Source organism: Streptococcus oralis subsp. dentisani (assembly GCF_003944205.1).
GTDB classification, from domain to species: Bacteria; Bacillota; Bacilli; order Lactobacillales; family Streptococcaceae; genus Streptococcus; species Streptococcus oralis_BH.
Genome location: NZ_RJPH01000005.1, coordinates 47,860 through 62,491, shown reverse-complemented (window position 1 = coordinate 62,491; position 14,632 = coordinate 47,860). Strand labels below are relative to the sequence as shown.

Here is a 14,632-nt window from a genome sequence, read left to right as displayed (position 1 = left end):
ATTGTGGAGAAACTCATCAGAGAAAAAATTTCTTCTTTGCTATCTGAAGAAGAGGAAGTCCTCAGTGTTGAACAACTGGGAGGCATGACCAACCAAAACTATTTGGTTAAAACAACCTCCAAACCCTATATTGTTAAGTTCTTCGGAAAAGGGACTGAAAAGCTCATCAATCGTCAAGATGAAAAATACAATCTTGAATTGTTGAAAGATTTGAATCTTGATGTCAAGAATTATCTTTTTGATATTGAGTCAGGGATTAAGGTAAATGAGTACATTGATTCTGCAACAACTCTTGATTCCACTTCGATTAAGACCAAGTTTGAAAAGATTGCCCCGATTCTACAGACCATTCATGCATCAGGCAAAGAACTAAGAGGGGAATTTGCTCCTTTTGAGGAAATCAAAAAATATGAATCCTTGATTGAGGGAGCTATCCCTTACGCCAATTATGAAGCTGTAAGAAAAGATGTATTTTCACTAGAGAAAAGGTTGGCTGATTTGGGTGTTGACAGAAAGCCTTGTCATATTGATTTGGTACCAGAAAACTTTATCGAGTCACCCCAAGGACGCATGTATTTGATTGACTGGGAATACTCTTCCATGAATGACCCGATGTGGGATTTGGCAGCTCTCTTTTTGGAGTCTGAATTTACAAATCAGGAAGAAGAAGATTTCCTAACCTACTATGAGAGTGACAAAACTCCAGTATCTCGTGAAAAGATTCGAATCTATAAAATTTTGCAAGATACCATCTGGAGTTTGTGGACAGTATACAAAGAAGCTCAAGGTGCTGACTTTGGAGATTATGGTGTGAGTCGTTACCAAAGAGCGGTTGACGGTTTGACCTATTATGGGGGTTTGGATGAAGAATAAAAATGGTGTTTCTTTTGGTCTGTTCTCAGGGATCTTCTGGGGGCTAGGTCTGACAATTAGTGCTTATATCTTTTCAATTTTTACCAATCTTTCGCCCTTTGTGGTGGCAGCGGCACATGACTTTTTGAGTATCTTTATTTTATTAGCTTTTCTCTTGATTAGAGAAGGGAAAGTTCGCTTGTCAATCTTTCTAAATATTCGAAATGTCAGTGTTATTATCGGAGCCTTGCTTGCTGGACCTATAGGAATGCAGGCCAATCTTTACGCAGTTAAGTATATCGGTAGTTCACTTGCGTCTTCAGTATCAGCTATCTATCCAGCAGTTTCTGTTTTACTAGCATTTTTCATTTTGAAACACAAGGTATCTAAGAATACTGTGTTTGGTATTTTGTTGATTATCGCTGGTATTATTGCCCAGACTTACAAAGTTGAGCAGGTTAATTCTTTTTATATCGGAATTCTTTGTGCATTAGTTTGTGCCATCGCCTGGGGAAGTGAAAGTGTTCTTAGTTCCTACGCCATGGAAAGTGACTTAAGTGAAATTGAAGCACTATTAATCCGCCAAGTAACCTCATTCTTGTCATACCTTGTCATTGTCCTCTTTTCTCATCATTCATTTGCAGAAGTAGCAGACGGACAATTGCTCGGTTTGATGTTAGTCTTTGCAGCATGTAATATGATTTCTTACTTAGCTTACTACATTGCTATCAACCGTTTACAACCTGCAAAAGCAACTGGATTGAACGTAAGCTATGTCGTATGGACAGTATTGTTCTCAGCAATGCTTTTAGGTACACCACTCGATATGGTGACCATTGTTACATCGCTTGTTGTCATGGCTGGTGTTTATATTATTATTAAAGAATAAAGGAGAATAGTGTGAAAGCAATTATCTTGGCAGCGGGGTTGGGGACTCGTCTGCGCCCTATGACTGAAAATACCCCTAAAGCCTTGGTTAAGGTCAATCAAAAACCTTTGGTAGAATACCAAATTGAATTTTTGAAAGAGCGTGGAATTGATGAAATCATCATTGTTGTTGGCTACCTCAAAGAACAATTCGATTACCTAAAAGAAAAATATGGTGTTCGTTTAGTCTTTAATGACAAGTATGCAGATTACAACAATTTCTACTCACTTTATCTTGTTAAAGAAGACTTAGCTAACAGCTATGTCATTGATGCGGATAATTATCTTTTCAAGAACATGTTCCGTAATGATATCAACCGATCTACTTACTTCAGTGTGTATCGTGAAGATTGTGAAAATGAATGGTTCCTGGTTTATGGTGATGACTATAAGGTTCAAGACATCATTGTTGACAGTAAGGCGGGCCGTATTTTGAGCGGCGTATCATTCTGGGATGCTCCGACAGCAGAAAAGATTGTTGGCTTTATTGATAAAGCTTACGAAAGTGGAGAATTTGTGGATCTCTACTGGGACAATATGGTTAAGGACAACATCAAAGAATTAGATGTTTATGTAGAAGAATTAGAAGGCAACAGCATCTATGAAATTGATAGTGTTAAGGACTATCAAAAGCTAGAAGAAATTTTATCTTCCATTAACTAAATAACATTAGAAATTAGTAACAGAAAGACCCATTTTGGTCTTTTTTTGTTTGAAATGCACGAAAATAGAATTTAAAAAGATTGTTTGATAATGATTATAATTAATTAACAAAACACAATCAACAAAAAAGAAACAAAATAAAACAAAAAGTATTGACAACGATTTCATATAGTGTTATACTTATAACGTAAAAGTTAATTGAAAGAAGGGAAACTGTTATGGGATTAGATCATTTCTTTGACAAAGACCTCGTGTTTTGCTTAGAAGCGGATAATCAAGAACAACTCTTTGATCAGGTGGCAACCTTATTGGAAGAACGAGAAATAGTGACTCCAACTTATCGTGAAGCCTTGATCACGCGTGAAAAGTCATTTCCAACTGGCTTAGATATGGAATTTCTGGGAAAGGACTTGCCAAATGTAGCGATTCCTCATACAGATATTGTTCACAATCTAGCTGAGAAAGTGGTGGTTGTTCGATTAGAAAAACCAGTAACTTTTCACAATATGATTGCTCCTGATAAGGAAGTGGAAGTATCTCTACTCTTCTTTATCATTAACAATTCAAGTTCGAGTCAAACAAATATTCTTGCTCAGTTGATGGACTTTTTCACAGGGAATAGCCATCTGGAAGATTTATCAAAAATTTCTGAACCAGAAAAACTTTATGCTTATATAGCTGAAGCGACAGCTTAATCTTGTCTATTAAAAAAATAAAATCGGAGGAAATCCTAATGATTAAAATTCTCGCTGCCTGCGGTGCAGGTGTAAACTCAAGTCACCAAATTAAAAGTGCTCTTGAAGAAGAACTCGCAAATCGCGGTTACGATGTTCACTGTGATGCAGTCATGGTGAAAGATGTAAACGAAGACCTTATCAAGGGATACGATATCTTCACGCCAATCGCTGCAACTGACCTTGGTTTTGAACCAGGAATTCCAGTAATTGAAGCTGGACCAATCTTGTTCCGTATTCCAGCGATGAGTGCTCCAGTATTTGACAATATTGAAGCAGCTATCAAGGAACACGGACTAAGCTAATTATTATTTTGTAAGATTCCATAAAAATAAAGGGAGGAACTATTATGGATGTCATTATCGAGCTAGCCAATAAGATTTTCAAGCCGGTCTTGGAAATGGGTGGTCCTATCATCATGCTGATCATCTTGACAGTATTGGCTCTACTTTTTGGAGTGAAATTCTCCAAAGCGCTTGAAGGTGGTATCAAACTTGCCATTGCTCTTACTGGTATTGGTGCTATCATCGGTATGCTCAACGGGGCTTTCTCAGCATCTCTTGCGAAATTCGTTGAAAATACTGGTATTCAATTGAACATCACTGACGTTGGTTGGGCACCACTTGCAACCATCACTTGGGGATCTGCTTGGACACTTTACTTCTTGCTTGTAATGTTGATTGTCAACGTTGTGATGCTTGCAATGAAGAAAACGGACACACTTGACGTCGATATCTTTGATATCTGGCACTTGTCAATCACTGGTCTTTTGATCAAATGGTATGCAGACAACAATGGTGTTAGTCAAGGAGTTTCACTTTTCATCGCAACTGCAGCAGTTGTCCTTGTAGGTGTTTTGAAAATCATCAACTCTGACTTGATGAAACCAACATTCGACGACCTTCTTAATGCACCAAGTTCATCACCAATGACTTCAACTCACATGAACTACATGATGAACCCAGTTATCATGGTTTTGGATAAGATCTTCGATAAAGTATTGCCAGGTCTTGATAAATATGACTTTGATGCTGCAAAATTGAACAAGAAAATCGGTTTCTGGGGATCTAAATTCTTCATTGGTTTCATTCTTGGTATCGTTATTGGTTTGATGGGAACTCCACACCCAGTTGCTGGTGTAGAAGGAGCCGATAAATGGGAACTTGTTATTAAAGGTTGGTTGAGCCTCGGTTTGACTGCCGGTGTCTGCTTGGAGCTCTTCTCACTTATCGGATCTTGGTTCATCGCAGCCGTAGAACCACTTTCACAAGGTATCACAAACGTTGCTACTAAACGTCTTCAAGGACGTAAATTCAACATCGGTCTTGACTGGCCTTTCATCGCTGGTCGTGCTGAAATCTGGGCTTGTGCCAACGTACTTGCACCAATCATGTTGATTGAAGCTGTGCTTCTTTCAAACGTCGGAAATGGTATCTTGCCACTTGCAGGTATCATCGCTATGGGTGTAACTCCAGCTCTCTTGGTTGTTACACGTGGTAAATTGCTCCGTATGATTATCTTCGGAACACTCTTGTTGCCTCTCTTCCTTCTTTCTGGTACTCTTATCGCACCATTCGCAACAGAACTTGCTAAAGGTGTAGGTGCCTTCCCAGAAGGTGTGAACCAATCTCAATTGATTACTCACTCAACTCTTGAAGGACCAATTGAAAAACTATTTGGTTGGGCAATCGGTAATGCTACAACGGGTGATATCAAAGCAATCCTTGGTGCAGCAGTTTTCCTTGTATTCTATGTAGGTATCTTTGCTTGGTATAGAAAACAAATGATCAAACGTAACGAAGAATACGCAGCAAATGCTAAATAATTCGCTCCTATAAAATGTAAATTGTGAAAACTAGGTTGTTAATTTCCTACATTGGGAGTGGCAACCTAGTTTTTTATATAAAGATCTAAAAATAGTTGGAGAATATTATGGTAATTGAAATCAAATCAGACCAGTTAACAGTCCAGTTTAAAACCTTAGGTGGTGCCTTGTCGTCGATCAAGGATCGAGAAGGCATTGAGTATCTGTGGCAAGGAGATGCCACTTACTGGAGTGGACAAGCTCCAGTACTTTTCCCAATCTGTGGCTCTTTAAGAGAAGATACAGCCTTCTACAGTCACGCAGATGGAACGGAGACGAAAGGAAACATTCCTCGTCACGGTTTGGTCCGTAAAAAAGAATTTGAATTAGTTGAACAGACAGAAAACAGTGTTACTTTTGCTATCGAAGATGATGAGAATACTTATCAAAACTATCCTTATCATTTCCGCCTTGAAATCACTTATCTAGTGACTGGCAAGACTGTTCGTACTCAATACAAGATTTTCAATAAAGAAACGAATAAAGTAATGCCATTCTTTATAGGAGGACATCCAGGGTTTAATTGCCCTCTGCTGGATGGCGAAACTTATGAAGATTACTATTTAGAGTTTGAGAAAGAAGAGACTTGCTCTGTTCCCCGGCCTTTCCCAAAAACAGGAATGTTAGACTTCCAAGATAGAAGTCTATTGTTGGATGGGCAAAAAGAATTAGACCTTAGCTATGATTTGTTTAGCACAGATGCAGTGACTTTGGATGAGTTGCAATCTAAAACAATTGCCCTTCGTTCTCGTAAGCATGAGAAGGGATTAAAAGTACACTTCCAAGAGTTCTCAAATCTCATCATTTGGTCAACTTTGAATAAGGGACCATTCATTGCGTTTGAACCTTGGTCAGGTTTATCAACTTCACTTGAAGAAGGAAATCATCTAGAAGATAAGAAAAACGTTCGTCTCTTAGGACCAGGCAAAGTTGATCAGATTGGTTTTGATATTGAAATCTTTTAAATAAAAAATAAAACACAAAAACAAACATTAACTGTTGACTTTTTCCAAAAATAGGAGTATATTATGTTTGTAAGCAACAAATGATGTTTGTAACAAACAAATAATCACTTGTTATATTCTCTTTCGCGGAGAAAGATTGTTTCTAGGAAATTGATTTCCTGTATTTGGATAAGGTGTTATTCATCTCATTCAATCAAATTTGTCAATAAACTGCTAGAAAGTCTTTTGTAGGTAAACTGCTAGCTATAAAAGTCTTTACTGGCCTAGAATAATAAAAAGGAGTATACAATATGTCTATTGTTATCGGTGCAGATGCTGCAGGTTTGAGATTGAAAGAAGTTGTGAAAGACTTCTTGGAAAAAGAAAACTTCCACGTTGTGGATGTTACAGCTGAAGGTCAAGATTTTGTTGATGTGACTCTTGCTGTTGCTGCAGAAGTAAACAAAGAAGAACAAAACCTTGGTATCGTGATTGATGCCTATGGTGCTGGTCCATTCATGGTCGCAACTAAAATCAAAGGAATGGTTGCTGCAGAAGTTTCAGACGAACGTTCAGCTTATATGACTCGTGGACACAACAACTCTCGTATGATTACTATGGGAGCAGAAACAGTTGGTGACGAATTGGCTAAAAACATTGCAAAAGGTTTCGTTAATGGTAAATACGACGGTGGACGTCACCAGATTCGTGTCGACATGTTGAACAAAATGTGTTAAATAGATTACAGTAAGAAAGGTAAGTTAAAAATGAGAATTGCAATCGGATGTGACCACATCGTAACAAATGAAAAAATGGCGGTTTCAGAATTCTTGAAATCAAAAGGACATGAAGTCATTGACTTTGGTACTTACGATCATGCGCGAACACACTACCCAATTTTTGGTAAAAAAGTTGGTGAAGCTGTTACAAGCGGTCAAGCTGATCTTGGGGTATGTATCTGTGGTACTGGTGTTGGTATCAACAACGCTGTAAATAAAGTTCCTGGTGTCCGTTCTGCCTTAGTTCGTGATATGACAACAGCTCTTTATGCAAAAGAAGAACTCAATGCCAACGTTATCGGTTTCGGTGGTAAGATTACTGGTGAATTGCTCATGTGTGATATCATTGAAGCTTTCATCAATGCTGAATACAAACCATCAGAAGAAAACAAAAAATTGATTGCTAAAATCGAGCACGTTGAAACTCACAATGCTCATCAAGCAGATGCAAACTTCTTTACAGAATTCCTTGAAAAATGGGATCGCGGTGAATACCACGACTAAGAGGTGACGTATGATTTTAACAGTCACAATGAATCCATCCATTGATATTTCTTATCCTTTGGATGAATTGAAAATTGATACTGTCAACCGTGTAGTGGATGTAACCAAAACGGCTGGTGGGAAAGGTCTTAATGTTACGCGAGTTCTTTCAGAATTTGGTGATTCTGTTGCTGCTACTGGTTTGGTCGGTGGTAAACTTGGTGAGTTTTTGGTTGAAAATATCGATAATCAAGTAAAGAAAGATTTCTTCTCAATTCAGGGAGAAACTCGTAACTGCATCGCTATTCTCCACGGAGACAACCAAACAGAAATCCTTGAAAAAGGACCTGAAGTTCTGGAACAAGAAGGGCAAGATTTCTTGGCTCATTTCGAAAATCTTCTTGACACTGTGGAAGTAGTAGCAATCTCAGGTAGTCTTCCAGCTGGCCTTCCAGTTGACTACTATGCAAGCTTGGTAGAACTTGCTAATCGCGTAGGAAAATCAGTTGTTCTGGACTGCTCAGGTGCTGCCCTTCAGGCGGTTCTTGAATCACCGCACAAACCAACAGTAATTAAACCAAATAACGAAGAATTGTCTCAGCTTCTAGGCAGAGAAGTTTCTGAGGATTTAGATGAATTAAAAGAAGTTCTTCAAGAGCCTTTATTTGCAGGGATTGAGTGGATTATCGTTTCACTTGGTGCAAGTGGTGCTTTTGCAAAACATGGGGATACTTTCTACAAGGTAGATATTCCTAGAATTCAAGTAGTTAATCCTGTCGGATCTGGAGATTCTACTGTTGCAGGTATTTCATCAGGTCTTCTTCATAAGGAATCTGATCAAGAACTCCTTATCAAGGCCAATGTTCTTGGTATGCTCAATGCCCAAGAAAAGATGACAGGTCATGTCAATATGGCCAACTATCAAGCTTTATATGATCAATTAATAGTAAAAGAGGTATAAAATGGTTTTAACAGAAAACAAACGTGCATGCTTGCAAAAACTCTCTGACGAGAATGGCATTATCTCAGCTCTTGCCTTTGACCAACGTGGTGCTTTGAAACGCCTCATGGCTCAATACCAAACAGAGGAGCCAACAGTGGCTCAAATGGAAGAACTCAAAGTCTTGGTTGCAGATGAATTGACCAAATACGCATCATCTATGCTTCTCGACCCTGAGTATGGTCTTCCAGCTACAAAAGCGCTTGCTCCAAATGCTGGTCTTCTCCTAGCTTATGAGAAAACTGGCTACGACACAACAAGCACTAAACGCTTACCAGACTGCTTGGATGTTTGGTCTGCAAAACGCATTAAAGAACAAGGTGCGGATGCAGTCAAATTCTTGCTTTACTACGATGTAGACAGTTCTGACGAACTCAACCAAGAAAAACAAGCCTACATCGAACGCATCGGCTCTGAGTGTATGGCAGAAGACATTCCTTTCTTCCTTGAAATCTTGGCTTACGATGAAAAAATCGCTGACGCAGGTTCTGCAGAATACGCGAAAGTAAAACCACACAAGGTTATCGGTGCCATGAAAGTCTTCTCAGACCCACGCTTCAACATCGATGTCTTGAAAGTGGAAGTTCCAGTCAATGTTAAATACGTTGAAGGCTTTGGTGATGGTGAAATCGTTCATACACGTGAAGAAGCAGCAGCCTTCTTTAAAGCACAAGATGAAGCAACGAACTTGCCATACATCTACTTGAGTGCGGGAGTATCAGCTAAACTCTTCCAAGAAACACTTGTCTTTGCCCACGAATCAGGCGCAAACTTCAACGGAGTTCTTTGCGGCCGTGCAACCTGGGCTGGATCAGTTGAAGCTTACATCAAAGACGGTGAAGCAGCAGCTCGCGAATGGCTACGTACAACAGGTTTTGAGAACATTGACGAACTTAACAAAGTTCTCCAAACCACAGCGACTTCATGGACTGAACGTGTATAAGTTTTCCCCCTCCTAATCTTAGGAACATTGATCTAAATAAAAATTTTTAAAAAAGTTGAATGTAAAGGTTTACAAAAAAACTTACTTGTGCTATACTTAAATCACAAGTTAATACAAGGTGAGTGTTACTAAGTAATATTAGGCATGATCACAGGTGGATTAGAAATCAAAGGATTTTCTAGTTCATTTGTGGTCATTTTTTGTACTCATATACCTTTAAGATATAAAAGGAGGTTGACATGTATCGAATTCTAAACCCAATGAATCACAACGTCTCGCTTGTCAGAAATGATAAAGGAGAAGAAGTGATTGTGATTGGTAAGGGGATTACATTTGGGAAAAAGAAGGGGGATTTGATTGCTGAAGATCAAGTTGAAAAAATCTTTCGGATGAAGACAGAAGAGTCCAGAGAGAACTTTATGGCTCTCCTCAAAGATGTTCCGCTTGATTTTATCACAGTAACCTACGAGATCATTGATAATCTTTCTAAGAAATATCACTATCCGATTCAAGAATATCTCTATGTGACCTTGACAGATCATATTTACTGTTCCTATCAAACTCTAACACAAGGAAGATACAAGGATAGCAATCTGCCGGACATTTCTGCCAAGTATCCTATCGCTTTTCAAATTGCTAATGAAGCTTTTGAAATTTATCGTCAGAAGTTGACAGATAATTTCCCCGAGGATGAAATTATTCGGATCGCTTATCATTTCATCAATGCCGAAGGGGAGAATGAAGTTCAAGTGGTTGAGTCGATTGATAAGAGGAAAGAAATTCTCAGGAATGTCGAAGAAGTGCTAAAGGGTTATGCGATTCAACGAACCAAAAAGAATAACCATTTCTATGATCGCTTTATGATTCATCTCAACTATTTTTTGGATTATTTAGACCGTTCCAGAGATGATAATCAATCGCTTCTAGATATGGAAGACCATATCAAACAATCCTATCCAAAAGCGTTCGAGATTGGTTCCAAGATTTATGATGTGATTACGCAACATACGGGTCTTGATTTGTATAAAAGTGAGCGAGTTTATCTAGTTCTACATATCCAACGTTTATTGTCATAAAAATTTAATTAAAAATACATAAGGAGAATTCTATCATGAATAGAGAAGAAGTAACATTGTTAGGTTTTGAAATCGTAGCCTATGCTGGCGATGCTCGTTCAAAACTATTGGAAGCCTTGAAGGCTGCTGAAGCTGGCGATTTTGCGAAAGCAGATAGCTTAGTCGAGGAAGCTGGTGGCTGTATCGCCGAGGCTCATCACGCGCAAACAAGTCTATTGACCAAGGAGGCAGCTGGTGAAGATTTGGCTTATAGTGTGACCATGATGCATGGTCAGGATCACTTGATGACTACCATTTTGTTAAAAGATTTGATGCACCATTTAATCGAACTCTACAAGAGAGGAGTTAAGTAATGAACAAACTAATTGCATTTATTGAGAAAGGAAAACCTTTCTTTGAGAAATTATCTCGTAATATCTATCTTCGTGCTATTCGTGATGGTTTCATTGCAGGTATGNNCGTTATTCTCTTCTCAAGTATCTTTATCTTGATTGCCTTTGTACCAAACTCATGGGGCTTTAAATGGTCTGACGATGTTGTCACTCTCCTCATGAAACCTTATAGCTATTCAATGGGAATTTTGGCTCTCTTGGTAGCTGGTACAACAGCTAAGTCATTGACCGACTCAGTAAACCGTAGCATGGAGAAAACCAATCAAATCAACTATATGTCAACATTGTTGGCAGCAATTGTTGGTTTGTTGATGTTGGCAGCTGATCCAATTGAAGGTGGTTTCGCGACAGGTTTCCTCGGGACAAAAGGTTTGCTTTCAGCCTTCCTTGCTGCCTTTGTTACTGTATCCATCTATAAGGTTTGTGTTAAGAACAACGTCACTATTCGTATGCCTGACGAAGTTCCACCAAATATCTCACAAGTCTTTAAAGATGTGATTCCATTCACTCTATCAGTGGTTTCTCTTTATGCTCTTGATTTACTAGCTCGTCATTTTGTTGGTGCAAGCGTAGCTGAATCAATCGGTAAATTCTTTGCACCATTATTCTCTGCTGCTGATGGTTATCTAGGTATTACGATTATCTTTGGTGCCTTTGCCTTCTTCTGGTTTGTTGGTATCCATGGTCCATCTATCGTTGAACCAGCAATCGCAGCTATTACCTATGCAAATGCCGAAGTCAACTTGAACCTTCTCCAACAAGGGATGCATGCAGACAAGATCCTTACTTCTGGTACACAAATGTTTATCGTTACCATGGGTGGTACGGGTGCGACACTGGTTGTTCCATTCATGTTCATGTGGTTGACAAAATCCAAACGGAACCGTGCAATCGGACGCGCGTCTGTTGTACCAACCTTCTTCGGAGTTAACGAACCAATTCTGTTTGGTGCACCGCTTGTCTTGAACCCAATCTTCTTTATTCCTTTCATCTTTGCGCCAATTGCCAACGTATGGATCTTTAAATTCTTCATTGAAACGCTTGGCATGAACTCATTTACTGCCAACCTTCCTTGGACAACACCAGGTCCGCTCGGTATTGTTCTCGGTACAAACTTCCAATTCTTGTCATTTGTACTTGCTGCTTTGTTAATCCTTGTTGACGTAGCCATCTACTATCCATTCCTCAAGGTTTATGATGAACAAATTCTTGAAGAAGAGCGTTCAGGTAAAGCCAATGATGAATTGAAAGAAAAAGTAGCAGCAAACTTCAATACTGCCAAAGCAGATGCTATTCTTGAAAAAGCAGGTGTAGAAGCAGCGCAAAACACAATCACAGAAGAAACAAATGTTCTCGTTCTCTGTGCAGGAGGAGGTACAAGTGGTCTCCTTGCAAATGCTCTAAACAAAGCAGCTGCAGAGTACAATGTCCCTGTCAAGGCAGCAGCTGGTGGCTATGGAGCTCACCGTGAAATGTTGCCTGAGTTTGATCTGGTTATCCTTGCTCCTCAAGTTGCTTCAAACTTTGAAGACATGAAGGCCGAAACCGACAAACTTGGTATCAAACTTGCTAAGACAGAAGGTGGCCAATACATTAAACTGACTCGCGATGGAAAAGGCGCTCTTGCCTTTGTTCAAGCGCAGTTTGAAGAATAAAATGTAAATAGCGAAGAAGTGAGATGGAGGAACTCCTCCCAACTATACCCCCATCTCATTTCTATTTCTTGAAAGGTGAATCAAATGACAAAAACACTTCCAAAAGACTTTATTTTTGGTGGGGCAACAGCAGCCTACCAAGCAGAAGGTGCTACACATACTGATGGTAAAGGGCCAGTCGCCTGGGACAAATACCTCAAAGATAACTACTGGTACACTGCTGAACCAGCCAGTGATTTCTATCACAAATACCCAGTTGACCTCAAACTTGCAGAAGAGTATGGTGTCAATGGTATCCGTATTTCAATCGCTTGGTCACGTATCTTTCCAACTGGTTATGGGAAGGTTAATGACAAGGGGGTTGAGTTCTATCATAATCTATTTGCAGAGTGCCACAAACGGCATGTTGAGCCCTTCGTGACCCTCCATCACTTTGACACGCCAGAAGCACTTCATTCAAATGGAGATTTCCTGAACAGAGAAAACATTGATCACTTTGTGGATTATGCAGCCTTCTGTTTTGAAGAATTTCCTGAAGTTAACTATTGGACAACCTTTAATGAAATTGGACCGATAGGAGATGGTCAATATTTGGTTGGGAAGTTCCCTCCAGGTATCCAGTACGACCTTGCCAAAGTCTTCCAATCTCATCACAATATGATGGTGTCGCATGCGCGTGCAGTAAAACTTTTCAAGGATAAGGGATACAAGGGTGAAATTGGTGTGGTTCATGCTCTGCCTACTAAATATCCTCTGGATCCCAAAAATCCAGCAGATGTTCGTGCAGCTGAGTTGGAAGATATCATTCACAATAAATTTATTTTGGATGCGACTTATCTAGGACGATATTCTGAAGAAACCATGGAAGGTGTCAACCATATCTTAGCAGTCAATGGTGGAAGTTTAGATCTGCGTGAAGAAGACTTCACTATGCTAGAAGCTGCAAAAGACCTGAATGACTTCCTTGGAATTAACTACTACATGAGTGATTGGATGCAAGCCTTTGATGGCGAAACAGAAATCATTCATAACGGTAAGGGTGAAAAAGGAAGCTCTAAGTATCAGATTAAGGGAGTTGGACGTCGAGTGGCGCCTGACTATGTCCCACGTACGGATTGGGACTGGATTATCTACCCTCAAGGTTTGTATGATCAAATCATGCGCGTGAAGAAAGATTACCCAAACTACAAGAAAATCTACATCACAGAGAATGGTCTCGGATACAAAGATGAGTTTGTGGATGGGACAGTCTACGATGATGGACGGATTGATTATGTTAAGAAACATATGGAAGTGATTGCAGATGCAATCGCTGATGGAGCCAATGTCAAAGGCTACTTTATCTGGTCGCTGATGGATGTCTTTTCTTGGTCAAATGGCTATGAAAAGCGTTACGGCCTCTTCTATGTTGATTTTGAAACCCAGGATCGCTATCCAAAGAAATCAGCTCACTGGTACAAGAAACTAGCTGAGACACAACTTATTGAATAAAATTCAACAAAAATTCCCCGCCAAAAGGCAGGGGAATTTTTATGGTTTTGATAAAAGAATGGTTGTTTGTTTCGACAGCTCTTCAAATGTCTCCTGACTCAGTTTGGCATCTGAAACGATGGTATCAATCTCTGAGATATTGTAGAAAGTGTAAAAATCAAACTTATTAAACTTGCTGTGGTCTGCCAGTAAGTATTTTTTATTGGCATTGTTCAAGGCGATTCGTTGTACCTCGCCCTCTTCTTCACTGAAAGTAGCAATTGCCTTATCCTTAATACCATTACAGCTTACAAAAGCTTTAGAAAACTGAAGATTGGCTAAATCCTGCAGGGTAAGTGTTCCCACAAAAGCTCCAGTGATAGAGCGATAATTTCCACCAATCAAAATCAAATCTGTTAGTTTTCGTTCGTTTAGGATGAGAAAAACAGGAAGACTGTTTGTTACAACACGAATGTTATCGATAGGGAGCTCACGAGCAAAACATTCTAAGGTTGTTCCTGGCCCGATAAAAATAGTTTCACCTTCGTCAATCAAATGACCAGCAAAACGGCTAATTTCTTGTTTTTCAGCAATCTGCAAGCCTTGTTTTTCAACGTTTGAGCGTTCGTTGTTTAAGAGAGAACCTGTACGAAGTTTTTCAGCGCCACCATGCACACGGACCAGCAAATCCTTGTCTGCCAATTCTTGTAAGTAGCGGCGAGCTGTCATATCTGACACATCCAGACTCTCCATAATCTCTTTTACAGTAATAGTGCCTTTTGTGTTTACTGCTTCTAGAATACTATCTAGTTTTTCTTGCTTTAGCATCCTTATCACCTCGATTTCTACT

At 39.4% G+C, this 14,632-nt stretch carries 16 protein-coding genes; 15 read left to right on the top strand and 1 reads right to left on the bottom strand.

What is annotated here, in order from left to right; translation table 11 throughout:
* Nucleotides 1-3 precede the first annotated feature (3 nt).
* The 15 genes from D8805_RS05145 to lacG all read left to right on the top strand — a co-directional run bounded on the left by D8805_RS05145 (nucleotide 4) and on the right by lacG (nucleotide 13,803).
* Nucleotides 4-873: a phosphotransferase family protein gene (locus D8805_RS05145; protein ID WP_125415876.1), complete on the top strand. Its 870-nt coding sequence runs from the start codon at nucleotides 4-6 to the stop codon at nucleotides 871-873.
* The gene (locus tag D8805_RS05140; RefSeq protein ID WP_125415874.1) at nucleotides 863-1,741 is read left to right on the top strand and encodes a DMT family transporter; all 879 of its coding nucleotides are present in this window, start codon (nucleotides 863-865) and stop codon (nucleotides 1,739-1,741) included. The genes D8805_RS05145 and D8805_RS05140 overlap by 11 nt, the downstream gene beginning before the upstream one ends.
* Before the next feature lie 11 nt (nucleotides 1,742-1,752).
* The gene (locus tag D8805_RS05135) at nucleotides 1,753-2,442 is read left to right on the top strand and encodes a sugar phosphate nucleotidyltransferase (RefSeq protein ID WP_125415871.1); all 690 of its coding nucleotides are present in this window, start codon (nucleotides 1,753-1,755) and stop codon (nucleotides 2,440-2,442) included.
* Between the two features lie 218 nt (nucleotides 2,443-2,660).
* Nucleotides 2,661-3,137 (top strand): PTS sugar transporter subunit IIA, encoded by a 477-nt coding sequence (locus D8805_RS05130; protein WP_171011109.1) that lies wholly within the window; start codon nucleotides 2,661-2,663, stop codon nucleotides 3,135-3,137.
* A gap of 38 nt (nucleotides 3,138-3,175) precedes the next feature.
* On the top strand, nucleotides 3,176-3,481 hold the full coding sequence (locus D8805_RS05125) for a PTS sugar transporter subunit IIB (RefSeq protein WP_000590545.1): 306 nt from the start codon (nucleotides 3,176-3,178) through the stop codon (nucleotides 3,479-3,481).
* Nucleotides 3,482-3,525: 44 nt separating this feature from the next.
* Nucleotides 3,526-5,001 (top strand): PTS galactitol transporter subunit IIC, encoded by a 1,476-nt coding sequence (locus D8805_RS05120; RefSeq protein WP_125415866.1) that lies wholly within the window; start codon nucleotides 3,526-3,528, stop codon nucleotides 4,999-5,001.
* A 107-nt stretch (nucleotides 5,002-5,108) separates the two neighbouring features.
* On the top strand, nucleotides 5,109-6,005 hold the full coding sequence (locus tag D8805_RS05115) for an aldose 1-epimerase family protein (protein WP_125415863.1): 897 nt from the start codon (nucleotides 5,109-5,111) through the stop codon (nucleotides 6,003-6,005).
* Nucleotides 6,006-6,295: 290 nt separating this feature from the next.
* The gene (gene lacA / locus D8805_RS05110) at nucleotides 6,296-6,721 is read left to right on the top strand and encodes a galactose-6-phosphate isomerase subunit LacA (RefSeq protein WP_049550395.1); all 426 of its coding nucleotides are present in this window, start codon (nucleotides 6,296-6,298) and stop codon (nucleotides 6,719-6,721) included.
* 30 nt (nucleotides 6,722-6,751) lie between these two features.
* Entirely contained in the window at nucleotides 6,752-7,267 is a 516-nt protein-coding gene (gene lacB / locus D8805_RS05105) for a galactose-6-phosphate isomerase subunit LacB (RefSeq protein WP_096407335.1), read from the top strand.
* A 10-nt stretch (nucleotides 7,268-7,277) separates the two neighbouring features.
* Nucleotides 7,278-8,207 (top strand): tagatose-6-phosphate kinase, encoded by a 930-nt coding sequence (locus tag D8805_RS05100; RefSeq protein ID WP_125415860.1) that lies wholly within the window; start codon nucleotides 7,278-7,280, stop codon nucleotides 8,205-8,207.
* Nucleotide 8,208: 1 nt separating this feature from the next.
* On the top strand, nucleotides 8,209-9,189 hold the full coding sequence (gene lacD, locus D8805_RS05095; protein ID WP_125415857.1) for a tagatose-bisphosphate aldolase: 981 nt from the start codon (nucleotides 8,209-8,211) through the stop codon (nucleotides 9,187-9,189).
* A 239-nt stretch (nucleotides 9,190-9,428) separates the two neighbouring features.
* Entirely contained in the window at nucleotides 9,429-10,265 is an 837-nt protein-coding gene (locus D8805_RS05090; RefSeq protein ID WP_125415855.1) for a PRD domain-containing protein, read from the top strand.
* Between the two features lie 35 nt (nucleotides 10,266-10,300).
* The gene (locus tag D8805_RS05085) at nucleotides 10,301-10,618 is read left to right on the top strand and encodes a PTS lactose/cellobiose transporter subunit IIA (RefSeq protein ID WP_001078319.1); all 318 of its coding nucleotides are present in this window, start codon (nucleotides 10,301-10,303) and stop codon (nucleotides 10,616-10,618) included.
* Nucleotides 10,618-12,312, top strand: a complete 1,695-nt coding sequence (locus D8805_RS05080) for a lactose-specific PTS transporter subunit EIIC (RefSeq protein ID WP_125415852.1) — start codon at nucleotides 10,618-10,620, stop codon at nucleotides 12,310-12,312. The genes D8805_RS05085 and D8805_RS05080 overlap by 1 nt, the downstream gene beginning before the upstream one ends.
* A gap of 84 nt (nucleotides 12,313-12,396) precedes the next feature.
* A complete protein-coding gene (gene lacG, locus D8805_RS05075) occupies nucleotides 12,397-13,803 on the top strand; it encodes a 6-phospho-beta-galactosidase (RefSeq protein WP_125415849.1) in 1,407 nt (468 codons plus the stop codon).
* Between the two features lie 39 nt (nucleotides 13,804-13,842).
* Here the strand turns inward: lacG and D8805_RS05070 are convergent, their stop codons facing one another.
* On the bottom strand, nucleotides 13,843-14,610 hold the full coding sequence (locus D8805_RS05070; RefSeq protein ID WP_000917580.1) for a DeoR/GlpR family DNA-binding transcription regulator: 768 nt from the start codon (nucleotides 14,608-14,610) through the stop codon (nucleotides 13,843-13,845).
* Nucleotides 14,611-14,632 lie beyond the last annotated feature (22 nt).

What these genes read in the sequence shown, in the direction of transcription:
- lacA (WP_049550395.1), top strand. Translation starts at nt 6,296, where the DNA reads ATGTCTATTGTTATCGGTGCAGATGCTGCAGGTTTGAGATTGAAAGAA.
- D8805_RS05120 (WP_125415866.1), top strand. Translation starts at nt 3,526, where the DNA reads ATGGATGTCATTATCGAGCTAGCCAATAAGATTTTCAAGCCGGTCTTG.
- D8805_RS05085 (WP_001078319.1), top strand. Translation starts at nt 10,301, where the DNA reads ATGAATAGAGAAGAAGTAACATTGTTAGGTTTTGAAATCGTAGCCTAT.
- lacB (WP_096407335.1), top strand. Translation starts at nt 6,752, where the DNA reads ATGAGAATTGCAATCGGATGTGACCACATCGTAACAAATGAAAAAATG.
- D8805_RS05090 (WP_125415855.1), top strand. Translation starts at nt 9,429, where the DNA reads ATGTATCGAATTCTAAACCCAATGAATCACAACGTCTCGCTTGTCAGA.
- D8805_RS05130 (WP_171011109.1), top strand. Translation starts at nt 2,661, where the DNA reads ATGGGATTAGATCATTTCTTTGACAAAGACCTCGTGTTTTGCTTAGAA.
- D8805_RS05125 (WP_000590545.1), top strand. Translation starts at nt 3,176, where the DNA reads ATGATTAAAATTCTCGCTGCCTGCGGTGCAGGTGTAAACTCAAGTCAC.
- lacD (WP_125415857.1), top strand. Translation starts at nt 8,209, where the DNA reads ATGGTTTTAACAGAAAACAAACGTGCATGCTTGCAAAAACTCTCTGAC.
- lacG (WP_125415849.1), top strand. Translation starts at nt 12,397, where the DNA reads ATGACAAAAACACTTCCAAAAGACTTTATTTTTGGTGGGGCAACAGCA.
- D8805_RS05140 (WP_125415874.1), top strand. Translation starts at nt 863, where the DNA reads ATGAAGAATAAAAATGGTGTTTCTTTTGGTCTGTTCTCAGGGATCTTC.
- D8805_RS05070 (WP_000917580.1), bottom strand. Translation starts at nt 14,610, where the DNA reads ATGCTAAAGCAAGAAAAACTAGATAGTATTCTAGAAGCAGTAAACACA.
- D8805_RS05100 (WP_125415860.1), top strand. Translation starts at nt 7,278, where the DNA reads ATGATTTTAACAGTCACAATGAATCCATCCATTGATATTTCTTATCCT.
- D8805_RS05115 (WP_125415863.1), top strand. Translation starts at nt 5,109, where the DNA reads ATGGTAATTGAAATCAAATCAGACCAGTTAACAGTCCAGTTTAAAACC.